Raw genomic sequence first — 20,480 nt, forward strand, 5'->3', positions numbered from 1 at the left:
TGTAGTATGGAGAAAGACTTAAGTAATTACCGAAAAGTTTACCAAAAAAAAGAGCTTTCTAAAAAAGAAGTTCCGGAAAATCCTATGGAATTATTTCAAAAGTGGTTTTTTGAAGTTGAAGAGTTTGGTGGGAATACGGAAGCAAACGCCATGACAATTTCTACAGTTGACACGAATGGAACTCCACAAAACAGAGTTGTTCTCTTAAAAAAATATACGTGGGAAGGATTTATTTTTTACACCAATTACAATAGCGAAAAAGGGAAATCCATAAAACAAAACCCAAATGTTTGTTTATCATTTTTTTGGAATAACATTGAAAGACAAGTAATTATAAAAGGAGAAGCTGAAAAAATTTCAGAAAACTTATCAGACGGATATTTTGAATCTAGGCCTGATGGAAGTAAACTTGGTGCTTGGGCTTCAAACCAAAGTAAAGTTGTACCATCACGTAAATTTTTAGATGATCGTTTAGCTTCTTTTGAAGATAAGTTTAAAGATAAAGAAATTACAAGGCCCAAAAATTGGGGTGGTTTTATTGTAAAGCCTACAAGTATTGAATTTTGGCAAGGACGCCCAAATAGAATGCACGACAGAATTAAATACACTTTACAAAAAGATTTTAATTGGAAAATTGAAAGATTAGCTCCTTAATTTTTATATTTGAACCTCCAACCAACGCCAAATGAAAACACTTTACATTGTTAGACACGCAAAATCTTCTTGGGAATACGAAGGAGTTAAAGATATTGACCGTCCTTTAAAAAAACGAGGGATAAATGATGCTTATTTGATTTCTAATGTGTTAGAAAAAAAAATAGCCAGTCCAGATGTTTTTGTGTCTAGTTGTGCAAATAGAGCATTGCACACTGCTATGATTTTTAGTTACACCTTTAATTACCCGCTAGCAAATCTTAAAATTAGCAAATCACTATATAGTTTTAGTGATGGGTATTTAATTAAAACCGTGAAAGCATTAGATGATGGTTTTGATTCTGCTATTATTTTTAGCCATGACCATGGAATTAGCGATTTTGTAAATAAGTTTGGAAATAAGTTTCTAAATCATGTACCAACTTGTGGTGTTATTGGAATTAAATTTGATTCTAACCACTGGAAAAACATTAAATCTGGAGAAACATTTTTAACTGAATTCCCTAAAAATTATAAATAATTACGATTTTGAAAATTGAAAAACTTGCTGGAATTGATATTGGATCAAATGCTGTACGCCTACTTGTTACCAATGTAATTACTGAAAAAGATGAGAAACCAAGTTTTAAAAAATCTGCGTTAGTACGTGTGCCAATCCGTTTAGGTGCTGATTCATTTATTAAAGGTGTAATTTCTGAAGAAAATAAAATTAGAATGATTAAAGCTATGAACGCTTTTAAATTGCTAATGGAAGTTCACGGTGTTGAAAAGTATTATGCTTGTGCTACTTCAGCTATGAGAGATGCTTCTAATGGAAATGATGTTATCAATGAAATTTTTGAGCAGACTTCAGTGAAAATCAACATTATTGATGGTAAAAAAGAAGCCGCTATTATTTTTTCAACCGATTTAAGTGATGTTATTGAAAGTGATAAACCGTACCTTTATGTTGATGTTGGTGGTGGAAGCACAGAGTTTACGTTATTTTCAAATGGCGAAATTGTTAATTCAAAATCATTTAAAATAGGAACTGTTAGATTACTTAACTATAGCAAAGATGAAGCACTGAAAATATGGGAGGATATTGAAATTTGGATTAGAGAAAACACTAAAGATTTAAAAAAAGTTGCACTTATTGGCTCAGGTGGAAATATAAATAAGATATATAAATTATCTGGCAAACAATTAGGAAAACCATTGTCGCTAATTTACATGAAAGCTCATTATCAATTTTTAAAACAAATGACTTACGAGCAACGTATTTCAGAAATGGGTTTAAATCCGGATAGGGCTGATGTAATTATCCCCGCTACCAAAATATATATAAATGCCATGAAATGGAGTGGAGCAACTAAAATTTACGTTCCAAAAATTGGATTGGCTGATGGTATTGTAAAAAGCCTATACTACAACAAACTATAAAACAACAACTTACTTAAAAAGCTATCATTCTGAACCAAATTCAGAATGATAGCTTTTTATAAATTTATTTATGCTTCTAAACTTATGCTTTTACAAATTCTTCAACTAATTTACCTACAATTTTCTCAGCAACTTTAGCTACTTTTTGAACTTCTTCATGAGAAACTTCTTCAACAATTCCTTCAACACCTAAATCTGTAATTACTGAAATTCCAAAGCAAGTCATTCCCATGTGTTTTGCCACAATTACTTCAGGAACGGTTGACATTCCAACAGCATCAGCGCCAACTAATTTCACCATTCTATATTCTGCAGGAGTTTCAAAAGTAGGACCTTGCAAAGCTAAATAAATTCCTTTTTGAAGTGTTACATCCATTTTAGCTGCAATTTTTTCCATTTTAGCTATCATTTTATAACTATAAGGCTCGTGCATATCAACAAATCTTGGTCCAAAACGATCATCGTTCCCCCCTCTTAAAGGATGTTCAGGAATAAAATTAATATGATCTGTAATTAACATAATATCTCCAACTTTAAAAGCCGGGTTAACACCTCCAGAAGCATTAGAAACAATTAAATTTTCAACGCCTAAATATTTCATTACACGCACTGGAAAAACTGTTTGTTCCATAGTCCAACCTTCATAATAATGAAAACGCCCACGCATTGCAATTACTTTTTTATCTCCTATTGTTCCAAAAATTAATTGTCCTGAATGCCCAGCAACTGTTGACACTGGAAAGTTTGGAATTTCCTCATAAGGAATGGTAAGTTCAACGCTGATTTTATCAACCAAATTCCCTAAACCTGTTCCTAAAATAATTCCATAATCTGGTGTTGTTATTCCTTTCTCTTGAAGAAATTTAACTGTATCTTGAACTTTATTCCACATATTTATTTATTAATTTATCAAAACTTGTACTTTTAGCTACAAATTTTGTTTGTATTGATATATATCTCAAATTTTGCAATCCTACAAAGATACGAACATAATCTTTCTCTGTTGTTATAACACAATTATTATTATCTAAAGTTAAAGCATTTATTTTCTCAACTTCATGCTTTTTAAAATTATAATGATCAGGGTATTTTAAATGTTTAAATTTAATATTTAGACTTTTTAAATAATCTGTTAAAGGTGCCGGATTTGCAATTCCTGTAATTAGTATTATTTTTTTATTCACTAATTCTAATAAATTTAAGGTTGAAGAACCTTTCAACTCATTATCATATTCAATAGCTGTAAAAAATACTTGCTGATTTAAGCTTGGTTTTAATCTATTTATAATCTCTAACTGCTCAGCCTCAGAAATTGTACTTGGGCATTTTGTTACAATAATAACTTGTGCTCTTTTAGCTCCGGACTTAGATTCTCTTAAATTTCCTGTAGGCAATAGTACATCATCAACATACAAATCGCTAAAAGAAGTTAGTAAAATATTAAAACCTCCTTGTACTTTTCTGTGCTGAAAAGCATCATCTAACAAAACTATATCTGGTGGATTTTCTAAGGTTTCTAGCTTTTGAATAGCATTTGTTCTATCTGCATCAACACAAACTATAATATTAGGGAACTTCTTATAATATTGAAATGGTTCATCTCCAATAACTTCCGAAGAAGAATTTTCATCAGCAATAATAAAACCCTTGCTTTTACGCTTGTAACCTCTACTTAAAACTGCAATCTTATAATTGTTTTGCAACAACCTAATTAAATACTCAATTTGTGGTGTTTTTCCAGTTCCACCAACACTTAAATTCCCAACAACAATAGTTGGAACTTTAAATTTGGTTGATTTGAACACATTTATTTGATACAAATAATTACGAACACTTGTAATTAATCCATACAATAATGAAAACGGAAACAGTATTTTTCTAAAAAAATTCACTAAAAGCTAAAATACAAAACAAATTAAAAATTTATACCTAAATAGGTCAACTTTCTTATCTAAAATATATCTTTGTTACACAAATTCTATTTCTACTATGATAATTAAAGATATTACAGATTGTATTGAAGAAATTTCTCCTTTAAATTATGCTGAAAGTTTTGATAATGTTGGTTTACTAGTTGGAAGTTATTCAACTAAAGTAACTGGAGTTTTAGTAACACTAGACACTTTGGAAGTAATTGTTGATGAAGCAATTGAGAAAAATTGCAATTTAATTGTTAGCTTTCATCCAATTATATTTTCAGGATTGAAGAAATTAAACGGCTCTAATTATGTAGAACGCGTAGTGCTAAAAGCAATTAAAAACGATATTTCAATTTATGCAATGCACACGGCTTTAGACAACTCTTTTGAAGGTGTAAATGCTAAAATTTGTGAAATACTTGGGCTGCAAAACAAAAAAGTTTTAATTCCACAAAAAAATACCATAAAAAAACTAACAACGTACGTTCCAAGTAATAATGCTGAAGAAGTGAGGCAAGCGCTTTTTAATGCAGGTGCTGGTAGTATTGGAAATTACGATAATTGCAGTTTTAATACTGAAGGTTTTGGAACTTATAAAGGGAACGAAAATTCAAATCCTGTAATTGGTGAAAAAGGGAAATTACACACTGAAAATGAAACTTTTATCAGTGTTATTTTTGAAAAACATAAAGAAAAAAATATACTAACAGCGCTTTTTAATTCACACCCGTATGAAGAAGTTGCTTTTGATATTGTACCATTAGCAAATTTAAATCAAGAAATTGGACTTGGAATGATTGGCGAATTACAAGAAAAAAGAAGTGAATTAGACTTTTTAAATTTTATAAAAAAAACAATGAATGCTAAAGGTATTAGGCATTCAAAATTAATTGGAAAACCCGTTAAAAAAGTCGCCGTCTTAGGAGGTTCAGGAAGTTTTGCAATTGAAAAAGCTATAAACGCTGGTGCTGATATGTATATTACTTCAGACATAAAATATCATGAATTTTACAAAGCTGAGAACAAACTTGTAATTGCAGATATTGGACATTTTGAAAGTGAACAATTCACAAAAAATCTTTTAGTTGATATACTTACAAAAAAATTCCTTAATTTTGCCATCATTTTATCAAATAGAAACACAAACCCAATTTATTACTTATAATATGGCTAAAAGCAAAGAAGTTACTGTTGAAGAAAAATTAAGAGCTCTTTACGACTTACAATTAATTGATTCAAGAGCTGATGAAATTAAAAATGTAAGAGGTGAACTACCTTTAGAAATAGAAGATTTAGAAGATGAAATTGTAGGTTTAAACAAAAGGCTTTCAAATTTAAATGAAGATGTAACTAACTTAAAAAGTGAAATTACTGCTAAAAAAATTGTAATTGATGATTCTAAAGAATTATCAAAAAAATATACTGAGCAACAAAAAAATGTTCGTAATAATAGAGAATTCAATTCAATAGCCAAAGAAATTGAATATCAAGAACTTGAAATTGAATTAGCTGAAAAAAGAATTAAAGAATACAAAGTTAAAATTGAACAAAAAAATATTGTAGTTGAAACTACAAAAGAGAATATTGCAAAACAAGATGATTTACTAAAACATAAATCAGATGAATTAAGCGATATTATGGGTGATACTATTAAGGAAGAAGCTTTATTACTTAAAATGTCTAAAGAATATAGCGAATTAATTGATGATCATTTATTAAAAGCTTACAATAGAATTAGATCTTCTGTGAAAAATGGTTTAGCTGTTGTTTCAATTGACAGAGGAGCTTCTGGAGGTTCTTTCTTTACTATTCCACCACAAAGACAAGTTGAAATTGCTGGTCGTAAAAAAGTTATTATTGATGAACACAGTGGTAGAATTTTAGTTGATGGTGCTTTAGCTGAAGAAGAAAAAGAAAAACTAGACAAATTATTAAGTTAGCAATAACTATAATCTATAAATAAAAAAGGCTTCCTAAATGGAAGCCTTTTTATTTTTTGGTAGCTCGCATTGAGTACAATAATGGAAACATTCGTTGATTTTCTTTTAACACAAACATTCCATCTTCAGTTTTTTCCATTTCAGGAAAACTATTATACGGTGATTTTTCAAATTCATGAAGAAATTCAATTTGTAAACCTGCAGAAGTTAGCGCTGAAACAACTTCGCCTAAACCGTGATTCCAACCATATTCTTTACTAACAATATCAGCATCGTTATTCGTATACGTTCCTTTATATTCTTCGTAAATAGCCTCGCTTTGTAAATATGGATAAGTTAACTTTGGTGGTGTTTGTAAAAAATCAAACATCCAAACAATTGGATGAAATTCAATTAAGTAAAAAAAGCCACCTTTTTTAAGTTTACTAGCTATAATTTCTCCCCAAGTTTTTAAATCTGGCAGCCAGCCTATAACGCCATAAGATGCGAAAACAATATCAAATTGTTCTTTTACATTTTTTGGCACATCATATAAATTAGACTCAATAAAAATAGCTTCAAGCCCTAATTTATTATTCAATAATTTTGCTTGTTTTATGCCTTCGCTAGATAAATCTATTCCGGTACATTTAGCTCCTAATCTTGCTAAACTTAAAGTATCTTGACCAAAATGACATTGCAAATGCAATAATGATTTTCCGTTTATATCACCTAATTCTTCTAGTTCGTATTTGTTTAATGAAGTTTTACCTTTCATAAAACCATCAACATTATAAAATTCAGATTTAGCATGAATAGCGACTTTTTTATCCCAAGTTTCTTTATTCACTTCAAAATAAGATGCATACTTTTTATTCATAATTCTATTATTAATTTCATAAAAATAGTGCAATTAAAACAAACCAAAAAATTGGAATTGCTTCCACCCAAAAACTAGTATAATAACGAGTTCTTTTAGGTGTTGAAAAACCTAAAAACAACGCTGTTATAAAAACAATAACTATTGATATAACTATTTTTGAATTAAAATAATTACGTTGTATAACTTCAAGAATCACAAAAAGAAGCAACAACACATAACCAACTATTTTAGATTTATTCACACCCAATTCTTGTGGTAAAGTTTTTAATGTTTTTGGATCAACAGTTACATCTCTAATATCAAAAGGTAGTGTTATGGCTATGAGTATAAATAAACGTTGAACAAATTCAATATACACATTTGAAGTAAATGAATAACCAAATTCAAACAACGGGAAAAATACTGTAACACCAGCCCAAGAAACGGCAATACTAAAAATTTTTATTGAAGGAAAATTTCGAAAAGAAAATTCAAGTTTCTCTTTTTTTAAAATTGGCACAACATAAAAAAAAGTTACAAAAGCAAAAGGAAGAAGAATTACAATTGCTTTTAAATTAAAACTGCTAAAAAATATAATGTACGCTAAAAAAGTACTTGATAAGATAGAAACTAACAACAACCCACTTTTGTGCACAAAAAACCACTGTTTAAACCAATTTAATCTATTTGTTTTAATTTCAAAAAAACGAATAAAATTATATGAAATTAAAACAGAAAAGGCGACAAAAAAAGGTGTTAAATTAGATTGAATTCCAAATTTTAGCAAGGTTATTTTTGTTAAACAAAACCCTGATAATGCTACATGAATATTACTAAAAATATAAAAGTCTAGTATTTTTCTTAAAAATTGCATTTCACAAATGTAAGTATTTGTTAAGTTACTTTATTTTTGGTTAACAAAATATTAGTATTCAGTAATAAAAAGAACATTTAAATTCCTGAAATTTAAGTAATTTTGGGAACGTTTAAATTTTATATACAAAACACATCAATGAAAACAGATTCATTCGTTTTAAGACATATTGGTCCAAGTGAAAATGAAGTTAAAGAAATGGTAAAAACTATTGGAGTTTCATCTGTAGATGAGCTTATAAATAAAACCATCCCTTCAGATATACGATTAAAAAACAACCTAAATTTACCAAAAGCATTGAGTGAGTTTGAATATATGACTCATATCCAAGAGCTTGCCACAAAAAATAAATTATTTAAAAATTATATTGGTTTAGGATACCATCCAACAATACTTCCAGGTGTAATTCAACGAAATATTCTTGAAAACCCAGGTTGGTACACAGCTTACACACCTTACCAAGCTGAAATTGCTCAAGGCCGTTTAGAAGCCTTGTTGAATTACCAAACTATGGTAACTGAACTTACCGGAATGGAATTATCAAATGCTTCATTATTAGATGAAGGAACTGCTGCTGCTGAAGCAATGATTATGTTATTTAATTCAAGATCACGTAATCAAAAGAAAATAAATGCTTCTCAGTTTTTTGTTTCAAATGAAGTTTTACCACAAACCATTGATATTTTAAAAACACGTGCTACTCCTCTAAAAATTGAATTGATTTTTGGAAATCATGAAACTTTTGAATTTTCAGAAAATATTTATGGTGCGCTCATTCAATATCCAGCAAAAAATGGTGAGGTTTACAATTATAAAACATTTGTTGAAAAAGCAAAATCTGTTGATGCAAAAATTGCAGTAGCAGCTGATTTACTAAGCCTTTCTATATTAACTCCCCCTGGAGAATGGGGCGCTGACGTTGTGGTTGGAACCACACAAAGATTTGGAATTCCTATGGGTTATGGAGGACCACACGCAGGTTATTTTGCTACTAAAGAAGTTTACAAACGCTCACTTCCCGGAAGAATTATTGGTGTTACGCAAGATAAAGATGGAAACCGTGCTTTACGTATGGCTTTACAAACTCGTGAACAACATATTAAACGTGAAAAAGCAACTTCAAATATTTGTACAGCACAAGTTTTATTAGCCGTTATGGCTGGTATGTATGCTGTATATCACGGCCAAAAAGGATTGATTTATATTGCGCATAAAATTCAAAATTTAACAGCTACTTTAAACAACGGTTTATTTCAATTAAATTTAAAACAACAAAATACTACATTTTTTGACACTCTAATTGTTGAAGTTAATAACATTTCTAAAGTTAAAGAAATTGCTGAAAATAATCACATTAATTTTTTCTACCCAAACAAAAATTTAGTCGCTATTTCACTAAATGAAACGACTAGTTTAAATGATGTGAATGAAATTCTTTCAATTTTAGCAAAAGCTGAAGGAAAAGAAACCATTGCTACCTCTTCAATTGAAGAATATAAAATAACTGAAGATTTAAAACGAACTTCTCCATTTATGACCAATGAAGTTTTTGAAAATTACCATTCAGAAACTGAAATGATGCGTTATATTAAAAAATTAGAACGAAAAGATTTATCGTTAAACCATTCTATGATTTCTTTAGGTTCGTGTACTATGAAGCTGAATGCAGCCACGGAAATGCTACCACTAAGTTGGCCAAACTGGGCAAATTTACACCCTTTTATTCCAATTGAACAAGCTGAAGGTTACCAAGAAATTTTTAAAGACCTAGAAGCTTCATTAAATGAAATTACAGGTTTTTACGCAACTTCATTACAACCAAACTCAGGAGCATCTGGAGAATATGCTGGATTATTAGTTATTAAGGCATATCACGAATCCCAAGGCAACGGTCATAAAAACATTTGTTTAATACCTTCTTCAGCTCACGGTACAAACCCTGCTTCAGCAGTTATGGCCGGAATGAAAGTAATTGTTACAAAATCTACCGAGGCTGGTAATATTGATGTTGATGATTTACGAGAAAAATCTGAATTACATAAAGATAATTTAGCCGCATTAATGGTTACATACCCATCTACACACGGTGTTTTTGAGAGTACAATAAAAGAAATTACTGAAATAATTCACGAACGTGGCGGACAAGTTTATATGGATGGTGCAAATATGAACGCGCAAGTTGGTTTAACAAACCCAGCTACAATTGGCGCAGATGTTTGTCACCTAAATTTACATAAAACATTTGCAATTCCACACGGTGGTGGAGGCCCTGGAGTTGGTCCAATTTGTGTTACCAAACATTTAGCACCGTTTTTACCTTCAAACCCAATAATTCCAACTGGTGGAGAAACTCCTATAAGTGCAGTTTCATCTGCTCCTTGGGGATCAGCTTTAGTATTATTAATATCGTATAGTTACATTAAAATGCTTGGCACAAACGGATTAAAGTTAGCAACTATAAATGCTATTTTAAACGCAAATTATATAAAAGCACGTTTAGAAAAACATTATAAAATTTTATATGCAGGTGAAAATGGTTTTGCGGCTCACGAAATGATTGTTGATTTTAGAGAATTTAAAGTTAAAGGTATTGAAGTAACTGACATTGCTAAAAGACTAATGGATTACGGTTACCACGCTCCTACTGTTTCATTTCCTGTTGCAGGAACTTTAATGATTGAACCTACTGAAAGTGAATACAAAGTTGAATTAGATCGTTTTTGTGATGCGTTAATTAGCATTAAAGGAGAAATTGATGCTATGGAAAGTGGAGACACCTATTCGGCTTTAAAAAACTCTCCACATACTGAAGAAATGTTAACAGCTAATGAATGGGATTATCCATACACTCGTCAAGAAGCTGCCTTTCCATTACCTTATTTAAAAGAAAATAAATTCTGGCCATCAGTAAGAAGGGTTGATGACGCATACGGAGATAGAAATTTAATGTGCTCATGTAACCCAATTGAAGATTATATAGAAGAATAGATATTCTTAATTACATACTATTAAATTAAAAAGTCTCGAGTTTCCTCGAGACTTTTCTTTTCCAATTAAGCAATTACATAAAAGTAATAATATTGTCGTCCCCACAACGGTAGTATATTATTTTTTATCTTTTACAAATACTATAATTAGAAAACTAGCAGTTACAATAAATTAAAGAAATCGTCGTCCCCACAACTGTAGTATCTATCTTTAATCTCAATAATTATAACTGAAAGATTTTCAAAAAATTACTTTATTTGTTTAATTTTTATTTAAATAAATACTTATAAAATATATCGCCTAATAATAGACATCTCATAATTTTATTTTAATAAACCTTTAAAGTTATTAATATTTTTTCAATTAATTGCAAATTTACGAAAACATTGTAGTAAAAAAAATAGCTGTTTAGTAACATACTAAAATCCAAAATAGTATTTTTGCAATTCGACTTAATTAAAATAGTTTTTATCAAATGAAAAAAATAACCAAAGGAACTTATATCAATTGGTATAAAGACATGCTTTTTTGGAGAAAATTTGAAGACAAATTAGCTGCATTATATATTCAGCAAAAAGTTAGAGGTTTTCTACATTTATATAATGGACAAGAAGCTGTACTAGCAGGCGCTTTACATGCAATGAAAGAAAATGATAAAATGATTACTGCTTACCGTAATCACGTACAACCAATTGGTTTAGGCGTAGATCCTAAAAGAATTATGGCTGAATTATTAGGAAAAGATACTGGTACTTCACACGGTATGGGAGGATCAATGCATATTTTTTCTCCTGAACATAATTTTTATGGAGGTCATGGAATTGTAGGTGGTCAAATACCTTTAGGTGCTGGCTTAGCATTTGCTGATAAATATTTTGAAAGAGATGGTGTAACACTAACCTATTTTGGTGATGGAGCTGCTCGTCAAGGATCATTACACGAAACTTTTAATATGGCTATCAACTGGAAATTACCAGTAGTATTTATTTGTGAAAATAATGGCTATGCTATGGGAACTTCAGTTAGCAGAACTTCAAACCATGAAGATATTTGGAAATTAGGTTTAGGGTATGAAATGCCTTGTGGACCTGTTGACGGTATGAACCCTGTTAAAGTTGCCGAAGCTATGAACGAAGCTATTGAAAGAGCCAGAAGAGGTGACGGGCCAACTTTATTAGATATTAAAACATATCGTTATAGAGGACATTCAATGAGTGATGCTCAAAAGTACAGAACGAAAGATGAAGTTGATGAGTACCGTAAAATTGATCCAATTACACAAGTTTTAGATGTAATTAAAGAGAAAAAATACGCATCGGATAAACAAATCAAAGAGTGGGATAAAGAAGTAAAAGACAAAGTTGAAGAATGTCAAAAATTTGCGGAAGAATCTCCATTCCCAGACAAACAACTTTTATACGATATGGTATACGAACAAGAAGACTATCCTTTTTTAAAACATAAATAAATGGCTGAAATTATAACAATGCCCCGCTTAAGTGATACAATGACAGAAGGAGTTGTAGCACAGTGGTTAAAAAAAGTAGGTGATAAAATTTCTGAAGGTGATATTTTAGCTGAAATTGAAACAGATAAAGCAACCATGGAATTTGAATCTTTTAACGAAGGTACACTTTTGTACATTGGTTTAAAAGATGGTGAAGGCGCTCCTGTAGATTCACTTTTAGCAATTATTGGTGAAGAAAATGAAAATATTGATACTATTATTAAAGATTTCAAAATAAAAACTGATGAACCAGAAAACACTTCAACTGTAGAACCTAAAACTGCAACTGTAGAACCCACAAAAAAGGCTCCAGCTGTTGCTGAAGCTTCACAGCAAGCTGCAATTGTTAATACTGGTAGAATTATAGCCTCTCCATTAGCAAAAAAAATAGCTGAAGAAAAAGGAATAAATTTGGCTACTATTTCAGGAACTGGTGAAAACGGAAGAATTGTAAAATCTGACGTTGAGAATTTTGTACCTGTTGCTGCTTCAACAACTAGCTCTCCTTCAATTTCATTAGGCGAAGAAAGCTTTGAGGAAACGAATAATTCTCAAATGCGTAAAACTATTGCACGAAGATTAGCAGAATCTAAATTTACAGCTCCTCATTATTATTTAATGATTGAGATTGATATGGATAACGCTATAACTTCACGTAAAGCCATCAATGAAATTCCTGACACAAAAGTGTCTTTTAATGATATTGTTGTAAAAGCAAGTGCTATGGCATTGAAAAAACACCCAAAAGTAAATTCACAATGGTTTGATGATAGAACACGTATCAATCACCACGTAAATATTGGTGTTGCTGTTGCTGTTGAGGATGGACTGGTTGTACCTGTTATTCCTTTCACAGATCAAAAAAGCATGACTCAAATTGGTGCTGAAGTAAAAGATATGGCTGTAAGAGCAAAATCAAAAAAATTAACTCCTGCAGAAATGGATGGAAGCACTTTTACAGTTTCAAACCTTGGAATGTTTGGAATTTCTGAGTTTACTTCTATTATAAATCAACCAAATTCAGCTATTTTATCTGTTGGAGCAATTGTTCAAAAACCAGTTGTTAAAAATGATGAAATTGTAGTTGGAAATACTATGAAAGTAACTTTAGCTTGTGATCATAGAACTGTTGACGGAGCTACAGGATCAGCTTTTTTACAAACTTTAAAACAATTTATTGAAAATCCGGTTACTATGTTAGCTTAAGATTTAAATTACTTATAAATTTTAAAACCCAATGTTTAATCGCATTGGGTTTATTTTTTTTACAACATGAAATATTAAAGCATAAAAAAATCCTCAACTTTCGTTGAGGATTTTTTTATATGATAGTACTAAATAATTACTTTTTAAATTTAGCATATTTAGTTTTAAACTTATCAATACGTCCAGCAGTATCAATCATCTTAGTTTTACCAGTGTAAAAAGGATGTGAAGTTCTTGAAATCTCTAATTTTACTAAAGGGTATTCAACACCATCAACATCTAAAGTTTCTTTAGTATTTACTGTTGAACGAGTTAAAAACACATCTTCGTTAGACATATCTTTAAATGCTACCATTCTATAATTTTCTGGGTGTATACCTTTTCTCATCGTAAACTCGTTTTAAATCTATTTTTATTTTTAAGACTGCAAATTTAACTATATTTTTGAAACTTCAAACAAATAATTTAGTTTATTTACATAAAAATTCATAAAACGCTATTTAAACCATGTCTTACAAGTCATTTTTAAGTTTATTCCTATTTATTACACTATTCTCATGTAAAAGTGAATACCAATTTGTTATAAATAGTCCTAAAAAAATACAAACAAACCAAGAATTAACAATTTCAATTTCTGAAAAAGGAAATAAACCGATTGACTCTGTTCAATTTTCAATAGGTTCAAAAAAATTAAAAAGTAATGGCAACACAGTTACATTAAAAATTAGTGATTTCACGCTAGGAAAACACTCTATTACTGCTATTGTATTTTATGAAAATAAAACTAAAAAAGTAACTCAACCAGTATACTTCATGGCTGATATTGCTCCAGATGTTTATACGTACAAAATAATAAATACGTATCCTCATGACAAAGAGGCTTACACGCAAGGTTTAGAGTTTTATAAAGGTTTTTTATATGAAGGAACCGGAAGAAAAGGAACTTCATCTATTCGAAAAGTAGAATTAAAAACCGGTAAAGTTTTACAGCAACAAGATTTAGATGCTGCATATTTTGGTGAAGGAATTACTATTTTCAATAATAAATTGTATCAACTTACTTGGCAAAGCGGTATTGGATTTATTTATAATTTAGAAACTTTTGAAAAAGAAAAAGAATTTAAATACACTAAAAGTCGTGAAGGTTGGGGATTGACAAATAATGGCGAAAAATTGATAAAAACTGATGGTACAGAACGCATTTGGTTTTTAAACCCCGAAACATTATTAGAAGAAAATTATATTGAAGCCTACACAAACAAGCAAAAAGTTGAAAAACTAAACGAGCTTGAATATATAAACGGAAAAATTTACGCAAATATTTGGCAAAAAAACTCCATTCTAATTGTTGACCCAACTTCAGGTAAAGTTGAAGGAGTTGCCAATTTAAACAGTTTAAAATCTGAAATTTTAAAAGAACAAACTTTAGATGGCAGTGATGAAGTTTTAAACGGAATTGCTTTCGACAAAGAAAATAATCGCATTTTTGTAACAGGTAAACATTGGAGTAAATTGTATGAAATTGAGTTAATAAAAAAATAATCTTCAATAAATTATTTTTACATTTACAAAAACAACCTAAATGCGTTATCCACTAACTTTTCTGATTGCTCTACTTTTGGTGATTTTTTCATCATGTAGAAAAGATTTTTCAGCCGAATTAAGTTCTGGTAATCTTATATTTTCAAAAGATACCGTTTATTTAGACACCGTATTTACAAATATTGGATCAAGTACTTACAACTTAAAAGTTTACAACAAAAGTAGCAACGCAATTTCAATTCCTTCTATTCAATTAGGCAAAGGAGAGAATTCATTTTACAGATTAAATGTTGATGGAACTCCTGGTAAAATATTTGAAGATGTTGAAATTTTAGCAAAAGATAGTCTGTATATTTTTATTGAAACTACTATAGATTACACACAAGTTACTAACCCAATTTATACAGATGAAATTATTTTTGATAACGGAGAAAATTTGCAAGATGTACATCTAATTACACTAGTAAAAGATGCTCATTTTTTATTCCCTTCAAAAGATGCTACCGGACTTATTGAAACCATAAATATTGGTATTGATACAGACGGAAATGAATTAAATGTAAACGGATTTTATTTAAACGATAATACAACTTTCACTAACGAAAAACCTTATGTTGTTTACGGGTATTGTGCCGTTCCAGAAAACAAAACACTAACTATTGAAGCTGGTGCAAATATTCACTTTCACTCAAACTCAGGCTTAATAGTTAATAAAAACGCAACATTAACTATTGAAGGTGAACTTACTAATGAAGTTGTGATAGAAGGTGACAGATTAGAGCCTCACTTTAGTAATCTTCCTGGCCAATGGGGAGCAATTTGGCTACGAGCAGGAAGTAAAAACCACAACATTAACTACGCAATTATAAAAAATGCTTCCGCAGGAATTATTATGGATTCTATTGGAAGTAACACCTCGCCTACTTTAACAATTAAAAATACACAAATTTACAACAGCTCAAACTTTGGAATTTTAGGTAGAGAAACAAATATTGAAGGAGAAAATTTGGTAATTAATAATAGCGGACAAGCATCTTTAGCTTGTATAATTGGTGGCACGTACAATTTTACACACTCTACATTTGCTAATTTTTGGAATAATAGTTTGCGTCAGTATCCAAGTGTTTTAATCAATAATTTTTTTACGTATGATGAAAACAATAACCAAGTTATTGAAACACGAGATTTATTAGCTGCAAATTTCACCAACTGCATTATTGATGGAAATAACAATTTAGAATTAGCAATTGACAAAGTTGAAGGTTCACAATTTAATTATTCCTTTAAAAACAACTTGATTAGGTTTAACGACTTTAATAATTCATATATTGATATTCCTGAGTACAATTTTGAAGATGAAAATCATTATTCTGAAAATATTTTAAATGGAAACGCTGATTTTAAATCTCCTTTTACAAATGAATTAATTATTGGTGAAAATTCTGAAGGCATTCAAAATTCAAATAATTCTGGAACACTTTTAGTTCCAAATGATATTTTGGGAATGTTAAGAAGTTCTCCTGCAGATATTGGCGCATATCAACATATTCAATTTAATTAGATTTATGAAAAACGTAATAATTACAGGAACTAGCAGAGGAATTGGTTTTGAATTAGCTCAATTATTCGCAAAAAACGGATATCAAGTTTTGGCATTATCAAGAAACTCAAAATCTTTAGAAAACTTAAATATTAAAAATATTATTACTATTTCTGTCGATTTATCAATTGAAGAAGATTTAAAAAAAGTAACAAAATTTATTTCGACCAATTGGAAAACGGTTGATATATTAATCAACAATGCGGGAAAATTAATAAATAAACCTTTTGAAAAACTAACAAGTTCAGATTTTTTAGAGGTTTTTAAGGTGAATGTTTTTTCAGTTGCCGAATTAACACGCCAATTAATTCCATATTTTAAAAAAGGAAGTCACGTTGTAAATATTAGCAGTATTGGTGGCGTTCAAGGGAGTTTAAAATTCCCAGGTTTAGCTGCATATAGCTCATCTAAAGGCGCTTTAATAACACTAACCGAATTATTGGCTGAAGAATACAAAGAACAACAAATCATGTTTAACACATTAGCATTAGGCGCTGTTCAAACTGAAATGTTAGAAGAAGCTTTCCCAGGCTACAAAGCGCCAGTTTCTGCAAGTGAAATGGCTAATTATATTTTTAATTTTGCGATAACGGGTAACAAATTTTATAACGGGAAAATATTACAAGTTTCTTCAACAACACCATAATATATGATTGAATTACTTTCAAAATATATTCCTAAGAATTCAGTTAATTTGGTTAAAGAAATTCTTACAAACCACCCAATTCACATAAAAATAGTAAATAACAGAGTTACAAAACACGGTGATTTTAAACGATTTAAAGACGGTTCTCTTCAAATTACGATTAACAATAACTTAAATGAATATCAATTTTTATTAACGCTTATTCATGAAATCGCACATTTTATAACCTATAAACAAAGTAAAAGAGTGAAACCACACGGTATTGAATGGAAATTAAACTTTCAACATTTAATGTTACCTTTTTTACAACCAACAATTTATCCTGAAAAATTACTTCCAGTTATAGCAAATTATCTTAAAAACCCGAAAGCTAGTACTGGTTCAGATGTAAATTTAACATTTGCTTTAAAACAGTATGATGAAATGTCAGGAAAGAGTTTTATATTTGAATTAGCACACGGAAGTGTTTTTACGTTCAACAATAAAGCCTTCAAAAAAGGAAACAAAAGAAGAACACGATTTGAATGTGTTGAAATAAACAGCAGAAAACGCTATTTATTTAATCAAAATGCCGAAGTAAATTTATTAAAACACGATGAATAAAAATTATTACGCAGTTATTATGGCCGGTGGTGTTGGATCACGGTTTTGGCCTTTAAGTACACAAGAGTTACCAAAACAATTTCATGATATGTTGGGAACAGGAAGTACATTAATTCAAAAAACATTTAATCGTTTTGAGAATTTAATTCCTTCAGAAAATATTTTAATAGCAACCAATAAAAAATATGAAGCCTTAGTCCAAAAACAACTTCCAAAAGTTACTTCAAAACAATTATTGTTAGAACCTGCAATGCGAAATACTGCGCCTTGTATTTTATATAGTGCATTTAAAATTTACAATGAAAACCCTGATGGAATTATGATTATTGCTCCTTCAGATCATTGGATTGACAATGAACAAGAGTTTTTAAACAACATACAATCTTCATTTGATTTTTGTGCAGAAAATGAGGCTTTAATGACACTTGGAATTAAACCAACTTCACCAAATACAGGATATGGTTATATTCAACATGAAGATTCAGAGAATGACATAACAAAAGTTTTAAATTTTACTGAAAAACCAAATTTAGAAACTGCCATTCAATTTATTAAAGAAGGAAATTATTTATGGAACGCTGGTATTTTTATTTGGAGCGTAAAAAGTATTTTAAAAGCTTTTGAAACTCATTTACCAACAATGTATACACTATTTTCTAAAGGTAAAAAAAGTTATAATACAGTTGCTGAAAACACATTTATTGAAGAAAATTATGCGTGCTCAGAAAATATTTCAATTGATTTTGGGATTCTAGAAAAAGCATCTGATGTATTCGTATTACCTGTAGAATTTGGTTGGAATGATTTGGGGACTTGGGGCTCATTATACAATAAATTAGACAAAGATAATAACCAAAATGCAACAGTTGGTGGACACGTTATTTACAGAGATGCTGAAAACAACATAGTAAGAACACAAGCTGGAAAACGCGTAGTAATACAAGGTTTAAAAGATTATATTGTGGTTGAAAAAGACGATGTGTTACTTATTTGTCCTAAAAGTGAAGAACAAGAAATAAAGCAAATTACTTCAGATGTAAAAACAAAATTTGGAGATAAATTTGTATAAAACAGTTAACAATGGAGAATTTAAACCAACCTTCTGAAAATTCAAATAACACTTCAAATAACGATATTAAAAGTATTTGGACTAACTTAAAACAGTTCATATTTGAATTGCTAGATATTAGACAAGATACTGACAAGAAAGGTACAATTGAAGATATTAAAGATAATATTTCAATGAAAGGCCATACAGCTTGGGTATTAATTTTTTCAATTTTAATTGCTTCAATTGGTTTAAATATTAGTTCTCCAGCAGTTGTAATTGGAGCAATGCTAATATCTCCTTTAATGGGTCCAATTCTAGGTGTTGGCTTATCTATCGGAATTAATGATATTGATACGTTAAAACGCTCTTTAATAAACTTAGGCGTAATGGTTGGCTTAAGTTTAGCTACATCATTCATTTTCTTTTTAATTCCTATTTTCAGAGATGAAACTCCTGAAATTTTAGCTAGAACAGCTCCTGATGTTCGTGATGTTTTCATTGCAATTTCCGGTGGTTTAGCATTAATTATTGCATTAAGTAGAAGAAGTCAACAAACCAATACTATTGCTGGTGTTGCAATTGCTACAGCATTAATGCCACCGCTTTGTACTGCGGGTTATGGACTTGCTACAGGTAATTTAAACTACTTTGGCGGTGCCATGTTCTTGTTTACTATAAATACCATTTTTATAGCTTTAGCAACATTTGTAATAGTTAAGTTTTTAAAATTCCCAATGCTAAAATATATAAATTCAGCTAAAAGAAAACGGATTGCACAACTAGCTTCTTTTGTTGCAATTATTGTGTTTTCTGGAAGTATTTACCTGTTTTTTAATCTTTTCAAAGAAAATCAATTTGAACAAGCTGCTCAACATTTAATAGATGATATTAAAGAAAGCGGCATTAGTATTATTGATGAAGATGATAAAAATATAAATTATCAGAATAACAGTATAAAATTGGTTATTTATGGAAATAAAATATCTAAAGAAAAAGAAGAAAGTTGGAATGCTAAACTTCCTGATTATGGCTTAGAACAAACTAAATTAATAATTCAACAAGGAGTTGATGATTCTGATTTACGTTTTGAAGTAAAAAACTTATCTGATTTATATATTCAAAATCAAAAAATAATTTCTTCAAGAGATGAATCTATCAAAGAAAAAGAAGATAGAATTAAATTACTTGAAAGTGAATTATCTAAATATTATGATACTCAAATTCCGTTTATTCAAATAAGTAAAGAAGCTCAATCTAATTACAATGGTTTATCTAGCTTAAGTTATGCTAAAATGGTGTACACAAATTTTAATACTACAGATACTATCACCGTTTTTAACGCAAAATGGTACGATTCTGTACCCAATGCTTCACAACAAGAAATACTCTTAAAAAATTGGCTTAAAATTAGGCTGAAATTAGATACGCTTGTGGTAAAAAAAGAATAAAAAAAACCTCAAACAAATTGTTTGAGGTTTTTTTGTGGTGAGAGAAGGATTCGAACCTTCGAAGCTTGCGCAGCAGATTTACAGTCTGCCCTCGTTGGCCACTTGAGTATCTCACCATTATTTCAAAAAAAACTTCTCAACTTGAGAAGTTTTGTGACCGGGCTGGGGCTCGAACCCAGGACCACCTCCTTAAAAGGGAGGTGCTCTACCAACTGAGCTACCAGGTCAATTTATTCCTT

General features: G+C 30.0%; 19 protein-coding genes and 2 tRNA genes. 14 read left to right on the plus strand and 7 right to left on the minus strand.

All coding sequences use genetic code 11. The annotated features are described in order from the left end of the window. Positions 1-6: 6 nt before the first annotated feature. The 3 genes from pdxH to GQ540_RS01275 are packed head-to-tail and all read left to right on the plus strand — an operon-like array spanning position 7 to position 2,076. Positions 7-654 (plus strand): pyridoxamine 5'-phosphate oxidase, encoded by a 648-nt coding sequence (pdxH, locus tag GQ540_RS01265; protein WP_291796155.1) that lies wholly within the window; start codon positions 7-9, stop codon positions 652-654. A gap of 31 nt (positions 655-685) precedes the next feature. Beyond that, positions 686-1,174 (plus strand): histidine phosphatase family protein, encoded by a 489-nt coding sequence (locus GQ540_RS01270; RefSeq protein ID WP_291796158.1) that lies wholly within the window; start codon positions 686-688, stop codon positions 1,172-1,174. Between the two features lie 5 nt (positions 1,175-1,179). After that, positions 1,180-2,076, plus strand: a complete 897-nt coding sequence (locus tag GQ540_RS01275) for a Ppx/GppA phosphatase family protein (protein WP_291796282.1) — start codon at positions 1,180-1,182, stop codon at positions 2,074-2,076. Positions 2,077-2,158: 82 nt separating this feature from the next. Here GQ540_RS01275 and GQ540_RS01280 read toward each other — a convergent pair whose 3' ends face one another. Beyond that, positions 2,159-2,968 (minus strand): purine-nucleoside phosphorylase, encoded by an 810-nt coding sequence (locus GQ540_RS01280; RefSeq protein ID WP_291796161.1) that lies wholly within the window; start codon positions 2,966-2,968, stop codon positions 2,159-2,161. Next, positions 2,958-3,968, minus strand: coding sequence for a tetraacyldisaccharide 4'-kinase (gene lpxK / locus GQ540_RS01285; protein ID WP_291796164.1), 1,011 nt, complete (start codon positions 3,966-3,968; stop codon positions 2,958-2,960). Before lpxK ends, GQ540_RS01280 begins: the two co-directional genes overlap by 11 nt. A gap of 97 nt (positions 3,969-4,065) precedes the next feature. Here lpxK and GQ540_RS01290 point away from each other — a divergent pair, with 97 nt between their 5' ends. Then, positions 4,066-5,160 (plus strand): Nif3-like dinuclear metal center hexameric protein, encoded by a 1,095-nt coding sequence (locus tag GQ540_RS01290; protein WP_291796167.1) that lies wholly within the window; start codon positions 4,066-4,068, stop codon positions 5,158-5,160. Position 5,161: 1 nt separating this feature from the next. After that, positions 5,162-5,935: a hypothetical protein gene (locus tag GQ540_RS01295; protein WP_291796170.1), complete on the plus strand. Its 774-nt coding sequence runs from the start codon at positions 5,162-5,164 to the stop codon at positions 5,933-5,935. A gap of 49 nt (positions 5,936-5,984) precedes the next feature. On the opposite strand, the gene GQ540_RS01300 is transcribed toward GQ540_RS01295, so the two are convergent. Together GQ540_RS01300 and GQ540_RS01305 are read right to left on the minus strand one after the other, a co-directional pair. Then, complete coding sequence (locus GQ540_RS01300; RefSeq protein ID WP_291796173.1) at positions 5,985-6,794, minus strand: bifunctional 2-polyprenyl-6-hydroxyphenol methylase/3-demethylubiquinol 3-O-methyltransferase UbiG; 810 nt, start codon at positions 6,792-6,794, stop codon at positions 5,985-5,987. A gap of 16 nt (positions 6,795-6,810) precedes the next feature. Continuing rightward, on the minus strand, positions 6,811-7,650 hold the full coding sequence (locus GQ540_RS01305; RefSeq protein ID WP_291796177.1) for a hypothetical protein: 840 nt from the start codon (positions 7,648-7,650) through the stop codon (positions 6,811-6,813). Between the two features lie 138 nt (positions 7,651-7,788). Between GQ540_RS01305 and gcvP the strand changes: the two genes are divergently transcribed. The 3 genes from gcvP to GQ540_RS01320 all read left to right on the plus strand — a co-directional run bounded on the left by gcvP (position 7,789) and on the right by GQ540_RS01320 (position 13,351). Then, on the plus strand, positions 7,789-10,638 hold the full coding sequence (gene gcvP / locus GQ540_RS01310) for an aminomethyl-transferring glycine dehydrogenase (RefSeq protein WP_291796180.1): 2,850 nt from the start codon (positions 7,789-7,791) through the stop codon (positions 10,636-10,638). A 475-nt stretch (positions 10,639-11,113) separates the two neighbouring features. Beyond that, complete coding sequence (pdhA, locus tag GQ540_RS01315; RefSeq protein WP_291796183.1) at positions 11,114-12,106, plus strand: pyruvate dehydrogenase (acetyl-transferring) E1 component subunit alpha; 993 nt, start codon at positions 11,114-11,116, stop codon at positions 12,104-12,106. Further along, a complete protein-coding gene (locus tag GQ540_RS01320) occupies positions 12,107-13,351 on the plus strand; it encodes a pyruvate dehydrogenase complex dihydrolipoamide acetyltransferase (RefSeq protein ID WP_291796186.1) in 1,245 nt (414 codons plus the stop codon). It begins immediately after the preceding gene. A gap of 136 nt (positions 13,352-13,487) precedes the next feature. Here GQ540_RS01320 and GQ540_RS01325 read toward each other — a convergent pair whose 3' ends face one another. Next, positions 13,488-13,739 carry a type B 50S ribosomal protein L31 gene (locus GQ540_RS01325; protein ID WP_291796188.1) on the minus strand — a complete coding sequence of 84 codons (252 nt, stop codon included), beginning with the start codon at positions 13,737-13,739 and terminating at the stop codon, positions 13,488-13,490. A 119-nt stretch (positions 13,740-13,858) separates the two neighbouring features. Between GQ540_RS01325 and GQ540_RS01330 the strand changes: the two genes are divergently transcribed. The 6 genes from GQ540_RS01330 to GQ540_RS01355 are packed head-to-tail and all read left to right on the plus strand — an operon-like array spanning position 13,859 to position 20,241. After that, positions 13,859-14,893 (plus strand): glutaminyl-peptide cyclotransferase, encoded by a 1,035-nt coding sequence (locus GQ540_RS01330; RefSeq protein WP_291796190.1) that lies wholly within the window; start codon positions 13,859-13,861, stop codon positions 14,891-14,893. A 40-nt stretch (positions 14,894-14,933) separates the two neighbouring features. Beyond that, the gene (locus GQ540_RS01335; RefSeq protein ID WP_291796192.1) at positions 14,934-16,454 is read left to right on the plus strand and encodes a hypothetical protein; all 1,521 of its coding nucleotides are present in this window, start codon (positions 14,934-14,936) and stop codon (positions 16,452-16,454) included. Between the two features lie 4 nt (positions 16,455-16,458). After that, positions 16,459-17,139, plus strand: coding sequence for an SDR family oxidoreductase (locus tag GQ540_RS01340; protein WP_291796194.1), 681 nt, complete (start codon positions 16,459-16,461; stop codon positions 17,137-17,139). 3 nt (positions 17,140-17,142) lie between these two features. Continuing rightward, on the plus strand, positions 17,143-17,742 hold the full coding sequence (locus GQ540_RS01345) for a SprT-like domain-containing protein (protein WP_291796197.1): 600 nt from the start codon (positions 17,143-17,145) through the stop codon (positions 17,740-17,742). Then, the gene (locus tag GQ540_RS01350) at positions 17,735-18,811 is read left to right on the plus strand and encodes a mannose-1-phosphate guanylyltransferase (RefSeq protein WP_291796200.1); all 1,077 of its coding nucleotides are present in this window, start codon (positions 17,735-17,737) and stop codon (positions 18,809-18,811) included. Before GQ540_RS01345 ends, GQ540_RS01350 begins: the two co-directional genes overlap by 8 nt. An 11-nt stretch (positions 18,812-18,822) precedes the next feature. Then, entirely contained in the window at positions 18,823-20,241 is a 1,419-nt protein-coding gene (locus GQ540_RS01355) for a DUF389 domain-containing protein (protein ID WP_291796202.1), read from the plus strand. A 35-nt stretch (positions 20,242-20,276) separates the two neighbouring features. Here the strand turns inward: GQ540_RS01355 and GQ540_RS01360 are convergent. Together GQ540_RS01360 and GQ540_RS01365 are read right to left on the minus strand one after the other, a co-directional pair. After that, positions 20,277-20,357 (minus strand) — tRNA-Tyr (locus GQ540_RS01360). Positions 20,358-20,395: 38 nt separating this feature from the next. After that, positions 20,396-20,468: transfer RNA gene (locus GQ540_RS01365), tRNA-Lys, on the minus strand. Between the last annotated feature and the right edge of the window lie 12 nt (positions 20,469-20,480).

The organism is Lutibacter sp. (assembly GCF_013139515.1).
Classification (GTDB): Bacteria; Bacteroidota; Bacteroidia; order Flavobacteriales; family Flavobacteriaceae; genus Lutibacter.